Origin of the sequence: Frankia sp. AvcI1 (assembly GCF_001420875.1) — a bacterium.
Taxonomy (GTDB): Bacteria; Actinomycetota; Actinomycetes; order Frankiales; family Frankiaceae; genus Frankia; species Frankia alni.
Map to the genome: position 1 here is coordinate 70950 of NZ_LJFZ01000011.1, position 18915 is coordinate 89864.

Annotated in this window: 7 protein-coding genes, 1 tRNA gene and 26 pseudogenes; 17 read left to right on the plus strand and 17 right to left on the minus strand. The window is 70.2% G+C overall.

What is annotated here, in order from left to right; genetic code table 11:
• The 14 genes and pseudogenes from UK94_RS50820 to UK94_RS50890 all read right to left on the minus strand — a co-directional run.
• A pseudogene (locus tag UK94_RS50820) lies at positions 1 to 526 on the minus strand (DnaJ domain-containing protein); the annotation flags it as partial.
• 24 nt (positions 527 to 550) lie between these two features.
• A partial coding sequence (grpE, locus tag UK94_RS50825) for a nucleotide exchange factor GrpE (protein WP_235487793.1) occupies positions 551 to 993 on the minus strand: 443 nt, incomplete at its 5' end.
• A gap of 1 nt (position 994) precedes the next feature.
• Positions 995 to 1057, minus strand: a pseudogene (locus UK94_RS50830) (hypothetical protein); the annotation flags it as partial.
• 1 nt (position 1058) lies between these two features.
• Positions 1059 to 1342, minus strand: a pseudogene (locus UK94_RS50835) (nucleotide exchange factor GrpE); the annotation flags it as partial.
• The coding region (locus UK94_RS50840; RefSeq protein WP_235487795.1) for an Hsp70 family protein at positions 1339 to 1846 on the minus strand (508 nt) is incomplete at its 5' end. The gene UK94_RS50840 and the pseudogene UK94_RS50835, both read right to left, overlap by 4 nt.
• A gap of 1 nt (position 1847) precedes the next feature.
• Positions 1848 to 1904: pseudogene (locus UK94_RS50845) on the minus strand (hypothetical protein); the annotation flags it as partial.
• 1 nt (position 1905) lies between these two features.
• A pseudogene (locus UK94_RS50850) lies at positions 1906 to 2456 on the minus strand (Hsp70 family protein); the annotation flags it as partial.
• 1 nt (position 2457) lies between these two features.
• Positions 2458 to 2646: pseudogene (locus UK94_RS50855) on the minus strand (Hsp70 family protein); the annotation flags it as partial.
• Between the two features lies 1 nt (position 2647).
• A pseudogene (locus tag UK94_RS50860) lies at positions 2648 to 2724 on the minus strand (Hsp70 family protein); the annotation flags it as partial.
• A gap of 1 nt (position 2725) precedes the next feature.
• A pseudogene (locus tag UK94_RS50865) lies at positions 2726 to 2782 on the minus strand (Hsp70 family protein); the annotation flags it as partial.
• Position 2783: 1 nt separating this feature from the next.
• A pseudogene (locus tag UK94_RS50870) lies at positions 2784 to 2902 on the minus strand (Hsp70 family protein); the annotation flags it as partial.
• Position 2903: 1 nt separating this feature from the next.
• Positions 2904 to 3168, minus strand: a pseudogene (locus tag UK94_RS50875) (Hsp70 family protein); the annotation flags it as partial.
• Between the two features lie 787 nt (positions 3169 to 3955).
• Positions 3956 to 4193, minus strand: a pseudogene (locus UK94_RS50885) (NERD domain-containing protein); the annotation flags it as partial.
• A gap of 1 nt (position 4194) precedes the next feature.
• Positions 4195 to 4757, minus strand: a pseudogene (locus tag UK94_RS50890) (nuclease-related domain-containing protein); the annotation flags it as partial.
• Positions 4758 to 5494: 737 nt separating this feature from the next.
• Here UK94_RS50890 and UK94_RS50895 point away from each other — a divergent pair.
• From UK94_RS50895 to UK94_RS50920, 6 pseudogenes are all read left to right on the plus strand, one after another.
• A pseudogene (locus UK94_RS50895) lies at positions 5495 to 6323 on the plus strand (Fe-S oxidoreductase); the annotation flags it as partial.
• A 1-nt stretch (position 6324) separates the two neighbouring features.
• Positions 6325 to 6863: pseudogene (locus UK94_RS50900) on the plus strand ((Fe-S)-binding protein); the annotation flags it as partial.
• A 1-nt stretch (position 6864) separates the two neighbouring features.
• Positions 6865 to 6971 (plus strand): annotated as a pseudogene (locus tag UK94_RS50905) (hypothetical protein); the annotation flags it as partial.
• Position 6972: 1 nt separating this feature from the next.
• Positions 6973 to 7153 (plus strand): annotated as a pseudogene (locus tag UK94_RS50910) ((Fe-S)-binding protein); the annotation flags it as partial.
• Positions 7154 to 7185: 32 nt separating this feature from the next.
• Positions 7186 to 7310: pseudogene (locus UK94_RS50915) on the plus strand (hypothetical protein); the annotation flags it as partial.
• A 1-nt stretch (position 7311) separates the two neighbouring features.
• Positions 7312 to 7618: pseudogene (locus tag UK94_RS50920) on the plus strand ((Fe-S)-binding protein); the annotation flags it as partial.
• 166 nt (positions 7619 to 7784) lie between these two features.
• Here UK94_RS50920 and dcd read toward each other — a convergent pair.
• Both dcd and UK94_RS50930 read right to left on the minus strand, forming a co-directional pair.
• A partial coding sequence (gene dcd / locus UK94_RS13545; protein ID WP_235487797.1) for a dCTP deaminase occupies positions 7785 to 8278 on the minus strand: 494 nt, incomplete at its 5' end.
• A gap of 19 nt (positions 8279 to 8297) precedes the next feature.
• Positions 8298 to 8384 (minus strand): annotated as a pseudogene (locus UK94_RS50930) (dCTP deaminase); the annotation flags it as partial.
• A 227-nt stretch (positions 8385 to 8611) separates the two neighbouring features.
• On the opposite strand from UK94_RS50930, the pseudogene UK94_RS50935 reads away from it, so the two are divergent.
• From UK94_RS50935 to UK94_RS13560, 6 genes and pseudogenes are all read left to right on the plus strand, one after another.
• Positions 8612 to 8938: pseudogene (locus tag UK94_RS50935) on the plus strand (hypothetical protein); the annotation flags it as partial.
• Between the two features lies 1 nt (position 8939).
• Positions 8940 to 9181 (plus strand): annotated as a pseudogene (locus tag UK94_RS50940) (HAD hydrolase-like protein); the annotation flags it as partial.
• 1 nt (position 9182) lies between these two features.
• A pseudogene (locus tag UK94_RS50945) lies at positions 9183 to 9390 on the plus strand (hypothetical protein); the annotation flags it as partial.
• A gap of 6 nt (positions 9391 to 9396) precedes the next feature.
• Positions 9397 to 11450 (plus strand): family 65 glycosyl hydrolase (locus UK94_RS13555; protein ID WP_235487799.1); only part of this gene is annotated, 2054 nt, incomplete at its 3' end.
• 1 nt (position 11451) lies between these two features.
• A pseudogene (locus tag UK94_RS50950) lies at positions 11452 to 11958 on the plus strand (glycosyl hydrolase family 65 protein); the annotation flags it as partial.
• 194 nt (positions 11959 to 12152) lie between these two features.
• Positions 12153 to 12223, plus strand: a tRNA-Gly gene (locus tag UK94_RS13560).
• 375 nt (positions 12224 to 12598) lie between these two features.
• Here the strand turns inward: UK94_RS13560 and UK94_RS73735 are convergent.
• A complete protein-coding gene (locus UK94_RS73735; protein WP_256788229.1) occupies positions 12599 to 12721 on the minus strand; it encodes a hypothetical protein in 123 nt (40 codons plus the stop codon).
• A gap of 356 nt (positions 12722 to 13077) precedes the next feature.
• Here UK94_RS73735 and UK94_RS50955 point away from each other — a divergent pair.
• From UK94_RS50955 to UK94_RS50975, 5 genes and pseudogenes are all read left to right on the plus strand, one after another.
• Positions 13078 to 13329 (plus strand): annotated as a pseudogene (locus UK94_RS50955) (hypothetical protein); the annotation flags it as partial.
• Positions 13330 to 16291: 2962 nt separating this feature from the next.
• Positions 16292 to 17054: fibronectin type III domain-containing protein (locus UK94_RS50960; RefSeq protein ID WP_235487864.1), on the plus strand; the 763-nt coding region annotated here is incomplete at its 3' end.
• Position 17055: 1 nt separating this feature from the next.
• Positions 17056 to 18086, plus strand: a pseudogene (locus UK94_RS50965) (putative Ig domain-containing protein); the annotation flags it as partial.
• A 404-nt stretch (positions 18087 to 18490) separates the two neighbouring features.
• Positions 18491 to 18613 (plus strand): hypothetical protein (locus UK94_RS73740; RefSeq protein ID WP_268761341.1); only part of this gene is annotated, 123 nt, incomplete at its 3' end.
• Between the two features lies 1 nt (position 18614).
• Positions 18615 to 18914 (plus strand): annotated as a pseudogene (locus tag UK94_RS50975) (hypothetical protein); the annotation flags it as partial.
• Between the last annotated feature and the right edge of the window lies 1 nt (position 18915).

An 18915-nucleotide genomic window follows, 5' to 3' on the forward strand; every position in this document is an offset into this window, starting at 1 on the left:
CACCGGGCAGGCGGACCGAAGCCTCCAGCCCGGTCAGCGACTTCTCGAACGGGATGGTCACCTCGGCCTCGATGTCGCCGCCCCGGCGTGGCCCGCGACCCGGCGACGATCGCTGGAACATGTCGAAGAAACCGCCGAGACCGCCGCCCGAGCCACCGAGGAGATCCTCGAAGTTGACGTTCGGGCCGGCGCCGTAACCCCCGCCGGGTGCGCCGAAGCCGCCGGGTGCGCCGAAACCGCCGTAGCCGCCGGCCCGCCCGCCCCCGAGGCCGCCCGTTCGGCCGCCGGCCGCGAACAGCGCCCGGGCCTCGTCGTACTCCCGCCGACGACTCTCGTCGGAGAGGACGTCGTAGGCCTCGGACACCTCCTTGAAGCGCGCCTCGGCCTTCGCGTCGCCGGGGTTCTTGTCCGGATGCAGCTCCCGGGCAAGCTTGCGGTACGCCTTCTTGATGTCGGCCGCCGAGGCGTCCTTGGGAACGCCGAGAGCGGCGTAATAGTCCTTCTCGACCATGTCGCGAACACTCACGGCGCCCCTCCTCTCCTCGTCGTGTCAGTCGGCGCTGACAGTGGGCCCGCCGTTGTCCGGGCCGGGGATGCTGCCGGTGTCGTCCGGGATGGGGCTCGGCCGCTGCGCCGCCTGCTCGTCCGGCAGCCCGGACCCGCCGCGCGCGGCCTCGACGGCTTCCGGCTCGACCTCGGCCGGTGCCGCCTCGCCCGTGGGCTCCGCGACCGCCACCTGCGCCGGGCGCAGGACCCGACCCGCGTGCAGGTAACCGGCGCGGAAGACGTCCACACAGGTCGGGCCGGTCACGTCAGCCCGGTAGGAGTGCATGAGCGCCTCATGGACGGACGGGTCGAACTCGTCGCCCGGCGACCCGTAGCGCTCCAGGCCGGCTGCCTCCAACGATGCTTCGAGGGCCTCGGCGATGGCCTTGAAGGGGCCCTCGAGATCCCCGTGGTCACGAGCGCGGCCGATGTCGTCGAGGGTCGACANCAGGCTGGCGAGCACCTTGGCGGTCGCCTGCTCGCCGATCTGCTGGCGGTCCCGCTCGACCCGNCGGCGGTAGTTGTCGAACTCCGCCTTCAGCCGCTGCAGGTCCGCCGTGCGCTCGGCGATCTGCTGTTGCAGGGACGCGACGAGCTCGCCGTCGACCTCCTGGTCGAGGGCTCCGGCGGGAGCGGCACTTCCCACCCCGCCGGGTGCGGCGGCGGCATCCGCCCGCACCTCACCGCTCTCCGGGTCGATCCGCCGCCGGTCGCGCACGACCACGCGAGGCTCCTCCTCGTCTCGACTGTCGGACCTGCTCGCACCCCACCAGTCACCAGGTTGACCGGAGGTCACTTCTTGTCCTCCTCGTCCACGATCTCGGCGTCGACGACGTCGTCGTCGGCCGGTCCACCGGAGCCGGGGGCGCCCGCGCCATCCTGGGCGGCCTGCTCGTACATGGCCTGGCCCATCGCCTGGCTCGCGGCGGCCAGCGCGTCGGCTGCCTCGCGGATGGCCGCTGTGTCGGTGCCCGCGACGGCGCCGCGCAGGGTGCCGAGCTTCTCCTCCACGTCGGACTTCACCGCGGCGTCGATCTTCTCGCCGTTCTCGGCCAGGAACCGCTCGGTGGAGTACACGAGGGTCTCCGCCTTGTTGCGGGTCTCGGCCTCCTCGCGGCGGTTGCGGTCCTCCTCGGCGTACTGCTCCGCGTCGCGGACCATCCGGTCGATGTCGTCGCGCGGCAGCGCGGACCCGCCGGTGATCGTCATCGACTGCTCCTTGCCCGTGCCGAGGTCCTTGGCGGACACGTGCACGATGCCGTTCGCGTCGATGTCGAAGGTCACCTCGATCTGAGGCAGGNCGCGGGGGGCCGGCGGGAGACCGGTCAGCTCGAACATGCCGAGCTTCTTGTTGTACGNGGCCATCTCGCGCTCACCCTGGAACACCTGGATCTGCACGGAGGGCTGGCTGTCCTCGGCGGTGGTGAAGATCTCCGAGCGCTTGGTGGGAATCGTGGTGTTGCGCTCGATGAGCTTCGTCATGATTCCCCCCTTCGTCTCGATCCCGAGCGACAGCGGGGTGACGTCGAGCAGCAGGACGTCCTTGACCTCGCCCTTGAGCACGCCGGCCTGCAGCGAGGCACCGACGGCGACGACCTCGTCCGGGTTGACGCCCTTGTTCGGCTCCTTGCCGCCGGTCAGGTCGCGGACCAGGTCGACGACGGCGGGCATCCGGGTGGAACCACCGACGAGCACGACATGGTCGATGTCGCTGACCTTGATGCCCGCGTCCTTCACCGCCTGCTGGAAGGGGTGCTTGCAGCGGTCGATGAGGTCGGAGGTCATCCGCTGGAACTCGGCCCGCGTCAGCGACACGTCGAGGTGCAGCGGGCCCTCCGCCGAGGCGGTGATGTAGGGCAGGTTGATCGACGTCTGGCTGGACTGGGAGAGCTCGATCTTCGCCTTCTCGGNGGCCTCCCGCAGCCGCTGCAGGGCCATCTTGTCCTTGCCGAGATCAACCCCGTGCTGACCGTTGAAGGTCTTGATCAGGTGATCGGTGATCCGCTGGTCCCAGTCGTCGCCGCCGAGGTGGGTGTCGCCGGAGGTGGACTTCACCTCGACGACGCCGTCGCCGATCTCCAGCAGAGAGACGTCGAAGGTNCCGCCACCGAGGTCGAAGACCAGGATGGTCTGCTCCTTCTCGCCCTTGTCCAGCCCGTAGGCGAGGGCGGCCGCGGTNGGCTCGTTGACGATCCGCAGGACGTTGAGGCCCGCGATCGTGCCGGCCTCCGTGGTCNCCTGCCGCTGGGCGTCGTCGAAGTAGGCGGGGACGGTGATGACCGCATCCGCGACGGTCTCGCCGAGGTAGGACTCGGCGTCCCGCTTGAGCTTCTGCAGGATGAAGGCGCTGATCTCCNGCGGAGTCAGGTCCTTCGCGTCGACCTTCATCTTCCAGTCGGTGCCCATGTGGCGCTTGACCGACCGGATGGTGCGCTCGACGTTCGTGACTGCCTGCCGCTTCGCGACCTCGCCGACCAGGACCTCGCCATTCTTTGCGAAGGCCACGACCGACGGGGTCGTGCGAGAGCCCTCGGCGTTCGCGATCACCGTGGGTTCGCCGCCCTCGAGCACGCTCACGACGGAGTTCGTGGTGCCGAGGTCGATGCCGACCGCTCGTGCCATGTCTGTGTGCCTCTCGATCCGTGTCGGCGCGCGGGCGGTGCGTGCGGGCCGACCTCGTGGGGTTGANCCTCTCGGTGGACCGGCTCTCCGAGGGTCACCCGGAGAGTGNGGTCCTGCTTACGCTAGGGCGTATCAGGAGGTTGAGCCTTCCTGACTCATGATGACGGCCCCTAGCATAACCCGGCAGAGGTGAGTCTGCCACACTCAACTTTGCGAACCCGGAGAGGATTCCCACGGGCAGGCCGCTGGGCATGCCACAGACCCGACGCCGCCCGCCGGTCGGGGACCGGCGGGCGGCGTCGGGTGCGGGGATCGTGGCGGGCGTTGGCCGGTCAGGAGTCGGTGGGTGGCTGCGGCTTCGCCTCGTCGGACGGGGAGCCGTCCGAGGGGTTGCCGAGGCTGCCTGCGGCGCCGCTGCGGGGTGGCACGGAGGTCGCCCGCGGCGACCGTACGGCTGCCAGGATGCGACCCCGGCGGGCGCCGGGGCGTTGCCGGGCGCCCCCGCCGCCCGGGGCGGCCAGGCCGATCGAGGTCACCGGGCCGCCGGCGGCGTCGGGCGGGTCGTCCTCGGCGAGGTCCGCGGCCTCGCCCGGCGCCTCGCGGCCCGGGACGGCCAGCGGCATCCCGGTCCGCTCGCTGAGGTCGACCTGCCGGCCCAGGTCGGCCTCGATCTGGGCGAGCCGGTCGAGCATGTCGCTGGCGTCGCCGTCGCGCTCGCGGATGGTGCGCAGCGCGTCCATCAGGCTCAGCCACTGGTCCCGGTCGACGGTGACCTGGTCGGCCAGGNGGTTGGCCGAGAAGGCCGGGAACAGTCGCTCCGCCGCGGCGATGATCTGCCGTACCTCGCCCGGGTTGAGGCGGCCGGGCTTCTTGCGGATGAAGTTGGGGACGTCCTTGATACTGATGATCGTCACACCGTCGACGGCGCCGTCGCTCCACAGCACGTTGGCCTCGACCATCACCAGGATCGGGCTGACCGGGATCTTGAGCATCGGCAGCGCGGCCCGAATCTGGCTGCGGACCTCNCCGCCCAGCCAGGAGGCCCGGTCGATCACCGGCTTGAGCGACTCGCCGTCACAGATCGCCCCGCCCTTGGTGTAACGGACGGTCCCCTTGCTGTTGTCACTGCCGAGCACCATCACCCCGCCGGGACCGATCACGAGGTGGCCGATGGTCGCCTCCGAGTACGGCACGGACCGGTCGTGGAGGATGATGTAGCCCTGCCGGCGCAGCCGGGCGATGGCCCGGGCGGTCCTGCGTTCGGCCTCGGCGCCCTCCCGCAGCGACTCGATGTCCGGTGCGGTGCCGTACGCGGCGATGATGATGCCGGCCGGCCAGGCCAGGAAGACCAGAAAGAACGCGGCGATCGCGATGCCGGGCTGCCCGACCCCGAAGCCGATGACCAGGGCGAGGACGAAGCCGACCACGGCCGCCCGGGCCGCGATGCGGGGGACCTGCCGCGTCAGCCGGTCCCGCCGGACCAGTGCCTGGTTCTCCCGGGCCCGCTGGTACTCCGTCTGCAGGGACTGCCCGGGACGGCCGACTCGGGTCATCGTCGGCCGGGTGATCGTTGCCATCGTGCCCACCATGGTCGCAGGGGTCGTCAACGTTGGTAGCGGCCCGTCCGCCGGGAACGCCGGGCGTCGTCGCGACAGCGCTGGCACCGAGCCCACGCATGCCGGGGAGAAGCATGCACCGCGGGACACACGATCGCCCGGTCAGCGTGGGCGAAAGGCCGTCCCCATGGTGCGTCGAAGATCCCTGTAGCACAAGGGTTGACATCATCGACTCGGGTGACTTCGCGGCGCGGACGTGGGCGGGACGTGGTCGGACGTGGCGGGACGGTGCTGGCGCCGCGCCCGCCGCCGGCCGCCCGCCGAGGCCGGCGCGGGTGCGCGACGGCGCGGTAGTCGCGACGGTGCGGGGCGTTGCGCGTCGGTTGGGCATCTGCCACTGAAAGTAGCAGTCCAGAGCACCCGGTGCGGGTGATCGGGCCTTCGGACCCCCTATAACGGGCCGCTCGGACCACGTCGTGGCAGGGTCGGGTGGTAGGCGGGCTCGCCGCCGGCTGAAGAGGTCAACGCCGTCCGCACCCGGATCGCGAAGACGACCTTGGTCGGTGGATGGGACGGGGCTCGTCGGATGGGACGGGGCTCGTCGAACGGGTGGTGCGGATCACTCGTCCCATTTGTTACTGGCCGGTACGAGTAGGCTCACCCGCAATGGTGGGTGCCAGATGGAGGATGCTGTGAGAATTGCGATCGGTNGAGCGATCACGCTGATCGCTCTCGCGGTAGCCGGACGCCGGGTGTTCTGGCTGTTCCGNCTGATCAGGTCGGGACAGCCGGCGCAGGGCCGGCTGGACGACCTGCCGAAGCGCATCTGGACCGAGATCAGCGAGGTCGGTGGTCAGCGGAAGCTGTTGAAGTGGTCGGTGCCGGGCATCGCGCACTTCTTCACCTTCTGGGGATTCACGATTCTGTTGTTGACCGTCATCGAGGCCTATGGCGGTCTGTTCGACGACGACTTCCACATTCCGGGATTCGGTCACTGGGCGGCCATCGGCTTCCTGGAGGACTTCTTCTCCGTGGCGGTGCTCGCCGGACTGGCTGCATTCACGATCATCCGGGTCAAGAACGCGCCCGCCCGGCTGGAGCGGAAGTCGCGTTTCTACGGCTCGCACACCGGACCGGCGTGGGTCATCCTCGGCCTGATCACGGCCGTCGTCGGGACCCTGCTGATCTACCGCGGCGCCCAGTACAACACCGGGAACCTGCCGCAGGGCCAGACCAAGTGGGCCTTCGCCTCCTACGTCGTCAGCCGGATCTTCTCGGGCCTCTCGCACGATGTGAACGAGGACATCGAGACGGCCTTCCTGCTGCTCAACATCGCCGTCATCATGGGCTTCTCCGTCCTGGTGGTGTACTCCAAGCACCTGCACATCGGCCTGGCCCCGATCAACGTCGTGCTCAAGCGGGAGCCCGCCGCCCTCGGCCCGCTCGGCAGCACCCCCGACATCGAGAAGCTGATGGAGGAGGACGAGCCGCTCGTCGGCGTCGGCAAGGTCGAGGACTTCACCTGGAAGGCGATGCTCGACTTCGCCACCTGCACCGAGTGCGGGCGCTGCCAGAGCCAGTGCCCCGCCTGGAACACCGNCAAGCCGCTGTCGCCGAAGCTGCTGATCATGGACCTGCGGGACCACCTCTTCGCCAAGGCGCCCTACCTGCTGTCGACGAAGGGCGAGGCCGAGGGCGAGGAGGCACCGAAGGCGGTCACCGGGGTCGAAGAGGACGCCCACGCCCACCACGGCGTGCCCGAGTCCGGCTTCGGCCGCGTGCCCGAGCCCGGCCAGCCCCAGGTGGACCGGCCGCTCGTCGGGACCGCCGAGGAGGGCGGGGTCATCGACCCCGACGTGCTGTGGTCGTGCACCAACTGCGGCGCCTGCGTCGAGCAGTGCCCGGTGGACATCGAGCACGTCGACCACATCGTCGACATGCGCCGCTACCAGGTGATGATCGAGTCGGCGTTCCCGTCCGAGGCCGGCGTCATGCTGCGCAACCTCGAGAACAACGGCAACCCGTGGGGCGTGTCGCCGCGGACCCGCACCGAGTGGACCGAGGGCCTGCCCTTCGAGGTGCGGATCATCGGGGATGGCGAGCAGATTCCCGAGGACGTCGAGTACCTGTACTGGGTCGNCTGCGCCGGTGCCATCGAGGACCGGGCGAAGAAGGTCGCGCGGGCCTTCGCCGAGCTGCTGCACACCGCGGGCGTCGAGTTCGCGATCCTCGGCACCAACGAGTCCTNCACCGGTGACCCGGCCCGCCGGCTCGGCAACGAGTACCTCTACCAGGAGATGGCCAAGGCGAACATCGAGCTGCTGAACGAAACGGGCGTCAAGAAGATCGTCGCGACCTGCCCGCACTGCTTCAACAGCCTCGCCCGGGAGTACTCCTCGCTCGGCGGCGAGTACGAGGTCGTCCACCACNCCCANCTGCTCGGCAAGCTCGTCGAGGAGCNCAAGCTGGTGCCGATCACTCCGATCGACTCCTCGGTCACCTACCACGACCCGTGCTTCCTCGGCCGGCACAACAAGGTCTACACCCCGCCGCGGGAGATCCTCGAGGCCATCCCCGGTATCCGCGNTCAGGAGATGCACCGCTGCAAGGACCGTGGGTTCTGCTGCGGCGCCGGCGGCGCGCGGATGTGGATGGAAGAGAAGATCGGCAAGCGGGTGAACGTCGACCGGATGGAGGAGGCCCTCGGCCTCGACCCGGACGTCGTGTCCACCGCGTGCCCGTTCTGCATCGTGATGCTGACCGACGCCGTCACCGAGAAGAAGCTCGCGGGTGAGGCGAAGGAGAGCGTCGAGGTGCTCGACGTCTCCCAGCTCCTGGCCCGCTCGCTGGCCCCGGCGGCGCCGGCGACGACCCCCGCCGAGCCCGTCGGCTGACCTGCNCCAGCTCCACCAGCCCCACCGCAACCGGGGCCCTCGCCAGCGGCGAGGGCCCCGGTTCGTCGTCTACGGTCCCCGGCCGGCACGGGGCCGGCACGTCCCTGCTTGTCCGGAGGGATAAATCGGGCGCAGAACCCTCTGGACAAGCAAGGAGGCCGGCGGGTCAGGCGGGCGGGAGTTCGCCGTTCGGGACGGGGGCGCGGGTGAAGTCGCGGTAGGCGCGGGACGGCGTCGGACCGCGCTGGCCCTGGTAGCGGGAGCCGTAGACGGCCGAGCCGTAGGAGTGCTCGGCCGGCGAGGTCAGCCGGAACAGGCAGAGCTGGCCGATCTTCATGCCCGGCCAGAGCTTGATCGGCAGCGTCGCGACGTTCGACAGCTCCAACGTGACGTGCCCGGAGAAGCCGGGATCGATGAAACCGGCCGTCGAGTGCGTGAGCAGCCCGAGCCGGCCCAGGCTCGACTTCCCCTCCAGCCGGCCCGCCAGGTCGTCCGGCAGGGTGACGATCTCCAGCGTCGAGCCGAGCACGAACTCGCCCGGGTGCAGCACGAACGGCTCGTCGCCGTCGGGCGCGATGAGTTCGGTGAGATCCTCCTGCTCGACCGACGGGTCGATGTGGCTGTACCGGTGGTTGGCGAAGACCCGGAACCAGCGGTCCANCCGCAGGTCGATGCTGGNCGGCTGGATCAGGGCGGGGTCGTGGGGGTCGAGGCGAATCCGGCCCGCGGTGATCTCGGTCCGGATGTCCCGGTCGGACAGCAGCACGTCGTGGACGTTAGAGCATGNGCGGTCGATCTTCACCGCCCGTCCGGCCGGTCGCCGTCGGCGGTGGGGTCGGTCGAGGGTCGGCCGGGGGTCGGCCGAGGGGTCGACCGAAGGAGTGAGACGTAGCGTGACAGGGGTAGGAGAGACGTGTCCGCTCGGGGAACGCCCGGCCGGAACGGGGCGTCCCCGGCGGAGAGGCGGGGAATGNGAACACAGGCGGGAGAAGCATGCTCGGGCTACCCGATCACATTCAGGCGTGCCTGTTCGATCTCGACGGGGTGCTCACCAACACGGCGACGGTGCACGCCGCCGCGTGGAAGGAGATGTTCGACGACTTTCTGGAGAACTGGGCCAGTCGGTCCGGTGAACCGTTCGTCCCGTTCGACATCGGCGGGGACTACGCCGAATACGTCGACGGCCGGCCCCGGGTCGACGGGGTACGCGCCTTCCTCGCCGCCCGCCACATCCGGCTGCCCGAGGGGACCGCGGACGACCCGCCGTCCGCGCTGACCGTGAACGCCCTGTCCAACCGCAAGAACATCCTGCTCCTGAAGNGGATCCGGACCGACGGCGTGGAGGTCTACCCGGGCTCGAGGACCTATCTGGAGGAGCTGTCGAGGCGTGGGGTGCCCCGGGCCGTGGTCTCCTCCAGCGCCAACTGCGTGGAGGTGCTGCGATCCACCGGCCTCGACGCCTTCGTCGACGCGGTCGTCGACGGCGTGGTCGCGGCCCGGGACCACCTGGCCGGCAAGCCGGCGCCGGACACCTTTCTCGCCGGCGCCAGGTTGCTCGGCGTGNCGCCGGAGCGGGCGGCGGTGTTCGAGGACGCCCTGGCCGGCGTCGAGGCCGGCCGGGCCGGGGGCTTCGGCTACGTGGTCGGCGTCGACCGGGTGGGGCAGGGGCACGCCGAGCAGTTGCGCAAGCACGGCGCCGACATCGTCGTCGAGGATCTGGCCGATCTGCTCGCGCCGTCCACGCCGTCCACGCCGTCCGCCGCCGGGCGCGGNCCGGCATGATCGACAAGGCGTCCTATCTGATCGAGCCGTGGGCGATCCGGGAATCCGGAGTCGACCTCTACGATCTGGGCCGGTCCGAATCGTTGTTCGCGTTGTCCAACGGCCACATCGGGCTGCGCGGAAACCTCGACGAGGGTGATCCCCACGGACTGCCCGGCTCCTACCTGAACTCCGTGCACGAACTGCGCCCTTTGCCGTACGCCGAGGCCGGGTACGGATATCCCGAGTCAGGGCAGACGGTCATCAACGTCACCGATGGCAAGATCATCAGGTTGTTGGTGGATGACGAGCCGTTCGACATCCGGTACGGCGAACTGCTGTCGCATCAGCGGATGATCGACTTCCGGGAGGGCGTGCTCACCCGCGACGTGGAATGGGTCTCACCGGCCGGCCAGACGATCCGGGTGCATTCCGAGCGGCTGGTGTCGTTCTCCCAGCGGTCCATCGCCGCCTTCTACTACGAGGTCGAGGCGATCGGCGATCCGGCCCGGGTCGTCATCCAGTCGGAGCTGGTCGCCAACGAGCAGCTCCCGACCTGGCGCGGGGACCCGCGGGCCGCCGCCGCGCTGGAGTCGCCGCTGATCTCCGAGCGTCACCGTGCCGACGGGACCAAGGTCGAGACCGTCCACATCACCCGGCACAGCGAGATCCGGGTCGCCGCCGCCATGGATCATCACTTCGAGGGCCCGGACTCGCTGGGCATCTCCTCGGAGAGCGAGCCCGACGCGGGTCGGGTCACCGCGACGGTCGTGCTGCTGCCCGGCCAGAAGCTGCGGATGGTCAAGTGGCTCGCGTACGGCTGGTCCGAGCAGCGGTCCCTGCCGGCGTTGCGCGACCAGGCCGTGGCCGCGCTCGTCGCCGCCCGCCAGACCGGCTGGGGCGGCCTGGTACGCGAGCAGAAGGAGTACCTCGACGCGTTCTGGGCGCGCGCCGACGTCGAGGTCGACGGCGACCCGGAGGTCCAACAGGCCGTCCGGTTCGCGCTGTTCCACGTCCTGCAGTCGGCCGCCCGGGCGGAGCGGCGCGCCATCCCGGCGAAGGGCCTGACCGGTCCGGGCTATGACGGGCACGCCTTCTGGGACTCCGAGACCTACGTGCTGCCGGTGTTGACCTACACGGCCCCGGCCGCCGCGGGCGACGCGCTGCGCTGGCGGCACGCGACCCTGCCGCTGGCCCGGGAGCGCGCCGAGCTGCTCGACCTCGCGGGTGCGGCGTTTCCCTGGCGCACCATCCACGGCGAGGAGTGCTCCGGGTACTGGCCGGCGGGGACGGCGGCGTTCCACGTGAACGCCGACATCGCCGACGCGGTCGCCCGCTACGTCAACGTCACCGAGGACGAGCGGTTCGAACGCGAGGTCGGCCTCGAGATCCTGGTCGAGACTGCGCGGCTGTGGCGCTCGCTGGGTCACCACGACCTCGACGGCCGGTTCCGCATCGACGGCGTCACCGGCCCGGACGAGTACTCGGCGATCGCCGACAACAACGTCTACACGAACCTGATGGCGCAGCGAAACCTCATCGCCGCCGCGGACGCCGCCCGCCGCCATCCCGACCGCGCCGCCGAGCTCGGCGTGGACGCCGAGGTGACGGCCTCCTGGCGGGACGCGGCCGAGGACATGTTCATCCCCTACGACCCCCATCTCGGGGTCCACCCGCAGTCCGAGGGCTTCACCGAGCACCAGGTGTGGGACTTCGAGCACACCACGGCCGAGCAGTACCCGCTGCTGTTGCACTTCCCCTACTTCGACCTCTACCGCAAGCAGGTCGTCAAGCAGGCGGACCTCGTGCTCGCGATGCAGCGCTGCGGCGACGCGTTCACCATGGACGAGAAGATCCGCAACTTCGCCTACTACGAGGCGCTGACCGTCCGGGACTCCTCGCTGTCGGCCTGCTGCCAGGCCGTGATGGCCGCCGAGTGCGGCCACCTCTCCCTCGCCCACGACTACCTGCGCGAGGCCGCGCTGATGGACCTGCGCGACATCGAGCACAACACCGGCGACGGCCTGCACATGGCCTCGCTCGCGGGAAGTTGGATCGCCCTCGTGGAGGGNTTCGGCGGCCTGCGCGACGGCGGCGAGGTCATCGCCTTCTCGCCCCGCCTGCCGGAGGGCCTGACCAGGCTTGCCTTCGGCCTCTGCGTGCGCGGGCGTCACCTGCGGGTGGAGGTGTCCGATGCGACGGCGACCTACACCGTCTCCGAGGGTCCGGCGATGACCCTGCTCCACCACGGCCAGACGGTGCGGGTCCAGCCGGGCGAGCCGGTGAGCCTGGACGTGCCGCCCGCCCCCGTGCTGGAACGACCCAGGCAGCCGGCCGGCCGCGAGCCGCTGCGCTTCCTGCGTCCGCCCGGTGAGGGTGGCCCGTCCAACCCCGGCGCCGGCTCCAGCGCAGGCGGCGCCGCCAGCGTCGGCGGCGGCCACGGTGGCCACAGCGGAGTCGGCGGCCACCCGGGAGTCGGTGGCCACAGCGGAGTCGGCGGCCACACCGGTGGTCGCGGCGGCTCCGGAAGCACCGCTGGCGCGGTCCCCTCCGCCACCGGCAGCACCGTGGACGGCTGACATCGGCGCACGCCGCCGGCGTCCCGACCGGCATGCAGGCCAAGCCGACGACGACGGCGGCGGCGGCGATGCGGGACTGTCAGGGTCGGGCCGCCGGCGGCGGCGGGCGGGGGGCACGGGCCTTCCGTGTCCCGCCCCGCCGCACCCGCCCTGCCCCGCCTGCCGCGCGATCCGGTACGATGCGGATGCACTACGCGGGCGTAGTTCAGAGGCAGAACACGAGCTTCCCAAGCTTGCAACGCGGGTTCGATTCCCGTCGCCCGCTCAGACTTGGGTGAGGCTCGTCCGGGATCGCCGGACCTGCTCATTCTGCCGTTGCCAGGCTTCAGCTCTGGAGCCTCGGGTGAACGCCTGGACTTCTCAGCGACCTCGATGATGGCGACTGCTCGGACACCGCCGCTGTCGAGGCCGCGGACCCCGGTGCGGCGGCTGTCATTCTGGGGTCGACCTCCCTGTCGCCCCGGCCGGAGATCAGAAGAGGCGTAACACCGAGGCGGGCACAGCGTAGGAGACGCGGCCAGCCCCGCCGGGTAGGCCGACCCATCGCCGTGTTCAGTCGTAACCCGACCTTGTCGGCTCGCCTTCGCACCTTTCCGGCGCGGTCGCGGTCCGGTCGTCTCCGTCGGGGTCGGAGTCGGGGTCAGCGACGGGCCGAGGGCCGATCGTCGGCGTTGTCGGCGAGTGTCCATGCCCCGCCGGAATCATCCTGGTCGCCGTGGCGTACCTGCCGGCCGGAGCGGACCTGCCCGAGGAAGACGCTCACCGAGAGCCTCGATTCTTGACACGCTGAGTAGTAATCAAAACACTCTGCGTAGTCAGCCCGAGGAAGTGGAGCCCAGAATGTCCCTAGTGCGTGAATCACGCACCGCGCTCAGGCGCGGTCTCGTCGTCACGGCCGGTGTGGCGACCGTCATAGGAGGATTGAGCACCGGAGCGAACGCGGTACCTGGCCAGACGTCCACCCAGACCACCATAGCCANCGTCGTGGTCGGTTCGTCCATCACGCTCACCGGCCTCGTGCCGTCGTTCACCCTGGCCGGCAACCCGGGCGAGACCGTATCGACCACGGCCCCGCCCGTCACGTTCACGGTGACAACCAACAACAACGAGGGTTACACGGTGACGGTCGCGCCGGAGACGCCCACCCTGAATCCGACGACGCCGGGCAACACCGACACGATTCCGATCGGCGACCTTCGGGTCCGCGAGGCGGGAACCACCGCCTTCACCCCGTTGGTCTTCGGAACGCCCGTTACGGTACACACCCAGGCCACGCCCTCCGCAGAGGCGGGTGACACCTTCACAAACGACTACCAGATCACCATTCCGTTCGTGACTCCGGACACCTACTCTGCGGTCCTCGACTACGTCNCCACCACCCTGTAGTAATTCCTCCTAGGCGGCCGGAAACGGCTGTGGGACATAGCTGACTTCGGGCGNCATCGGGTCCCGGATACGCATAAGGGAGAGAAGAACATGGCGGTGGGTCGACGATGACCAACCGGCTTCGGCTGGGCGGTTGGGCAATTGTGGTGGCCACGTGTCTCGCATTGACGGTAGCACTGGTCGNCCCGGTGTCCAGTGCGACTGCGTCGACCCCCGCACCTTCTCCCCCCAAAGCGGACTTCGGACTGAGCGTCAGTCCGACGAGGCTGGTGATTCCGCAGGAGCAGCTCGCGAAGGACCAGCACTTCGCGGTGAGTAATCGTGGTCGCCTGCCGCTCGACATCGTGGTCAACAGGGCGGGCTTCACGGCCGGNCGGGACGGGACCCTCCAGTTCAAACGCGACGAGGGCCCGCAGTCGGCGATGAACTGGATAACGGTCAGCCCGGCCGCGTTCCATCTGGAGCCGGGCACCCGCCAGATCGTCGCCGTGCGGATCGCCGTTCCGCCGCATCCGGAGCCGGGCGATCACCACGTTGCGATGCTGTTCATGGTGCCCGCGCTGAAGGACGGAAGGACGATCCGGCTGAACCGCGGGATCGGCGCTCCGCTCTACATCACGGTGCCGGGCCCGGTGGACGACACCGTCCGGGTCNCCTCGTTGCGGACCTCGGGATTCGCGACGAGCGGACCGATCGACTTCACCGCGACGCTGCGGAACACCGGCACAGTGCACCGCGACTTCCGTGGAAAGGGACATCTCAAAGTTCGGGTCGACGGGCGGGACGTCGCCTTCCCCGACTTTACCGTGCAGCGCGGGGCGACCCGGGTGGTCACCGCGCGGTGGAACGATCCGCCACGCATGTGTGTCTGCCGGGCGGAGGTCGCCGTTCCTGGCTCGAAAGGCAGCGTCAGTAGCGCGCGTGCCAGAGTCGTGCTCTTTCCGGTCGGCCAGGCCGCGCTGTTTGTCGCCGTCGCCGTCGTCATCCTCCTGCTCGGTGTGTTCATACGCCGGCGCTACCGGGCGCGAATTCTTGCGGAGGCCCGTGCCCTGCGGCGGCGGGAGGATTTCGTCGAGCCGCGTCAGGCCGGTGAGACAACCGACGGCGGAAGCACCGACCTCGCTCGGGACCTCCTGAGCCCGGAATCCGAGACCCGGGACGACACGCCCGATTCATAGTCGGCCGACGCTTGTTACTTAAGGTCATCGACTATAAACTCTATGTAATGAACGGTGTGAGGGGAACGAGACGGAGATCTCCGCGGAAGATGGCGGCGATCCGTGGTGGGCGTGCATTCAAGGCGCTGNTCATCGGCCTGGTGAGCCTTTTTCTGTCCGGTTCGATTTCGGCTCTCATGCCGACCGTCGCCTACGCCGCCGGTACCCTTCTGTTCAATCAGCCGTTCCACAACAACACGCCGGACGGGCTCGGCTCGGTCGCGCTGCCGTTGCCACCGGTCAGCGCCACCGGCGGCAACCAGGCGTGTCTGACCGCGAGCGGCAACTCGAACACCGGGGTGCTGCGAAGCTGTACCTCCAGCAACGATGCCCAGGGCGCCGGGAAACTACGCCTGACCGCCAACGCGACCAGCCTGCAGGGCGGTGTCTTCGGCGCGACCAGCGTGCCGACCTCGCAGGGACTGGACGTCACCTTCAACTCGTACCAGTACGGCGGCAGCAGCGCCGACGGCATCGCGTTCGTGCTGGCGGCGGTCGATCCGGCCGCTCCGACGGCGCNGGCGCGCATGGGCCAGCTCGGCGGCGGACTCGGCTACTCGGCCTGGCTCTCGGCCGGCCTCAGCGGGCTGAGCACCGCCTACCTGGGAGTCGGCCTGGACGTCTTCGGCAACTTCAGCAACACCACGTACCAGGGCTCGGGCTGCACCAATCCGGCCTACATCTCCACCACCGGCGCGCAGGTCAAGGGGCAGGTCGTCGTACGCGGCCCCGGCGCGGGAACAGTCGGGTACTGCGCGGTGAACANCACGGCGACGACAACATCCTCGCCGGTGGTGCCGTTGCACGCCGCCACCCGCGCGGCCTCGGTGGTGCCCGTCGAGGTGGTGGTCAACCCCACCGCGCAGACCATCGTCACGGACTCGGGTGTCTCCGCGACCCCCGGCACCTACAAGGTCATCTTCACGCCGGTGGGCGGGACGTCGCGAACCCTGAGCGGAACGCTGCCCACCGTGCCCAGCGGGCTGTACCCGTCGTCGAGCTGGACGACGCCGGCCGGCATCCCCCGGCAGCTGGCCTTCGGCTGGGTGGGTTCCACCGGCGGCTCCACCGACTTCCACGAGATCGACAACACCAGGGTGGTGACCTTCAACCCGGTTCCGCAGCTCAACGTCGCCGCGACCAGTTTCACCCAGACGACCCTCGCACCGGGTGATCCGGTGACCTACAGCGTGACCGCCGGCGTCAGCGCCGGGGCGGACGAGTCCCTGCCCATCGCGGTGACGCAGACGATGCCGGCGGGCGTGGTCCCGGTGGGCGCGTTCGGCTCCGGCTGGGTCTGTCAGGCCCCGAGCGGGCAGACGATCACCTGCACCAACAGCAACGGACCCTTCACCAACGGGACAAGTCTGACCCCGATCACCGTGGTGGNGATCGTCACCGGTGCGAGCGTCACCCCGGCGTTCGTCCGATCCGCGACGACCACCACCGCCTCGGCGAGCGACGCGAACCCGGGCTTCGCCGCCACGGCCACAGCGGGAACGATCGCGGCGACCCCCACCGGGATCGCGATCTCCCCGACCTCGGGGTCGATCTCCGGCGGTGGTGCGGCCACGGTGACGGGGATCAACATCACCGGCGCGACGGCGATCGAGATCGGGACGACCGCGCAGCAGCAGGCGGGTACCCCGGTGGTGCTGCTGCCCTGTCAGTCGGGGCCCGCCGCCGGCTGCTTCACCNTCAACGCCAACGGCTCGCTGGCGATCTCGTCGATGCCCGCCCGGACCAGCGCGGCGACGGTGGGGGTCACCGTCGTGACGGTCGGGGTGGCGGGGGTGACGTCGTACGTGTACACGAGCGCACCCGCGACCCCGGTGGCGCCGACCGCCACGGCGGGGGTCACCAGCGCCACGGTCACCTGGGTCGCCCCGGCGAGCAACGGCAGCACCATCACCGGCTACCTCGTCACGCCCATCCGCAACGGGGTGGCGCAGACGCCGGTGTCGTTCGACGCCTCGACGACCACCCGCACGCTCACCGGTCTCACCGCCGCCGCCTCGTACACGTTCACGGTCGCGGCCGTGAACGCGGTCGGCACGGGGGCGGCGAGCCCCGCCTCGGCGGCCGTGGTGCCCTACGCCCTGCCGGCCGCGCCGACGATCACGGCGGTCAGCGCGGGAAGCACGTCGGCCAACCTGTCCTGGACCGCGCCGGCCAGCAACGGCAGCGCCATCACCGGGTATGTCGTGACCCCCTACATCGGCGGGGTCGCGCAGACGGCGCAGACCTTCACGAGCACGGCGACGACGCAGAGCATCACCGGCCTGACCGGTGGGACGACCTACACCTTCCGGGTCGCGGCGATCAACGCGGCCGGGACCGGGCCGCAGTCGGCCGCCTCGTCCGCGGTGACGATCAACGCCTCGCCGGGCCTGGCCCTGCCGGCGCCGCCGCTGGGCGAGGTCGGGGCGGCCTACACCGACCAGTTCACTGTTACCGGCGGCACGTCCCCGTTCACCTGGTCGATCAGCAGCGNCAGCCTGCCGCCGGGCCTCATCCTCAACGCCACCTCGGGTCTGGTCTCCGGAACGCCGACCACGGCCGGCAGTTATCCGTTCACGGTCCGGGTGGTGGATGCCGGCGGGCAGGCCGCGACGCAGGGCCTGACGATCTCGATCGCGTCGCCCCCGACGCTTCCGTTCCCGCCACCGCCGGCAGGCGAGGTAGGAGTTACCTACAGTAACCAACTGACCGTGTCGGGCGGCACGAGCCCGTTCGTCTGGTCGGTCAGCGCGGGCGCGCTGCCGCAGGGGGTCACCCTGGGCTCCTCGACGGGTCTGCTGTCGGGCACGCCGACGGTGGCCGGTACCGCATCGTTCGTGGTCCGGGTCGTGGACGCCTTCGGCCAGACGGCGACCAACAGCGTCAACCTGGCGATCGCGGCGCGGCCGACCCTGGCGTTCCCGCCGCCGCCGGCCGGGCAGGTGGGTGTCGCCTACAGCAACACGCTGGCGGTGACCGGTGGTACCGGCCCGTTCGCCTGGTCGGTCAGCGCGGGCAGCCTGCCGCCGGGCCTCACTCTCAACGCGTCGACCGGGGTCCTGTCCGGGACGCCCACCACGGCCGGCAGCACCCCGTTCACCGTTCAGGTGAGTGACGCGTTCGGGGTGACCGCCACCCAGGCGGTCACCTTCACGGTCGGCGTCGGACCCATCGTGATCGTGAAGGCCTCGGACGCGACCTCGGCCGCGCCCGGCGACGTCGTGACCTACACCGTCACCGCCACCAACACGGGTGCGGCGGCATTCTCGGGCGTGACCTTCACCGACGCCCTGGCCGGGGTGTTCGACGACGCGGTCTACAACGCGGACGCGACCGCCACGACCGGCACGGTCACCTTCACCAGCCCGAACCTCACCTGGACCGGGAATCTCGCCGCCGGGGCGGCGGTGACCGTCACCTACTCGGTCACGGTGAACAACCCCGGCACGGGCAACAAGATCCTCTCCGACGAGGTGACCTCCGCGACGGTGGGGACGACCTGTCCGGTCGGGGGAACCGACCCGCNGTGCTCGACCACGGTGACCGTGTCGGTCCTGACGATCACCTCCGCGACCTCCGTGACCACGACCGAGCCGGGCCAGGTGGTGGTGTTCACCTACACGGCGGTGAACGACGNCCAGACCCCGTTCCCCGGCGCGACCTTCTCGGTGCCGTTCGCCAACNTGGTGGACGACGCGACCTACAACCAGGACGGCGCCACCACGACGGGGCAGATCGCGAACGTCGGCGGCGCCCTGGTCTGGACGGGCAGCCTCGAGCCGGGTGCCTCGGTGGTCGTGACCCTCTCGCTCACCGTCAAGAACCCCGACACGGGCAACAAGGTCCTGACCACCATCGTCAGCTCGGCGACGCAGGGCAGCACCTGCCCGGTCGGCAACGCGCTACCCGCCTGTACGTCCACGGTGCCGGTGCTGACGCCGGGCCTGGCCATCACGAACACCGCGGACGTCTCCACCATGACGCCCGGCGGCACCATCACGTACACCGTGTCGCTGGCGAACACGGGTGAGACCGCCTACACCGGCACCANGNTCACCAGCTCGCTGGCCGGAGTGCTCTCCGACGCCACGTACAACGCCGACGCCACCGCGTCCACCGGCACGGTCGTGTACTCCGCGCCGAACCTCACCTGGACCGGGAGCCTCGCCGCCGGGGCGAGTGCGACCATCACCTATACCGTCACCGTGCTCGACCCGGACCCGGGCGACAAGCTTCTGATCAACGCCGTCACCTCGCCGGCGATCGGCAGCAACTGCCCCGTCGGGGGCAGCGCCCCGGCCTGCACGGCGGTGGTACAGGTGCTGGTACCGGACCTGACCATCGCAAAGACGGN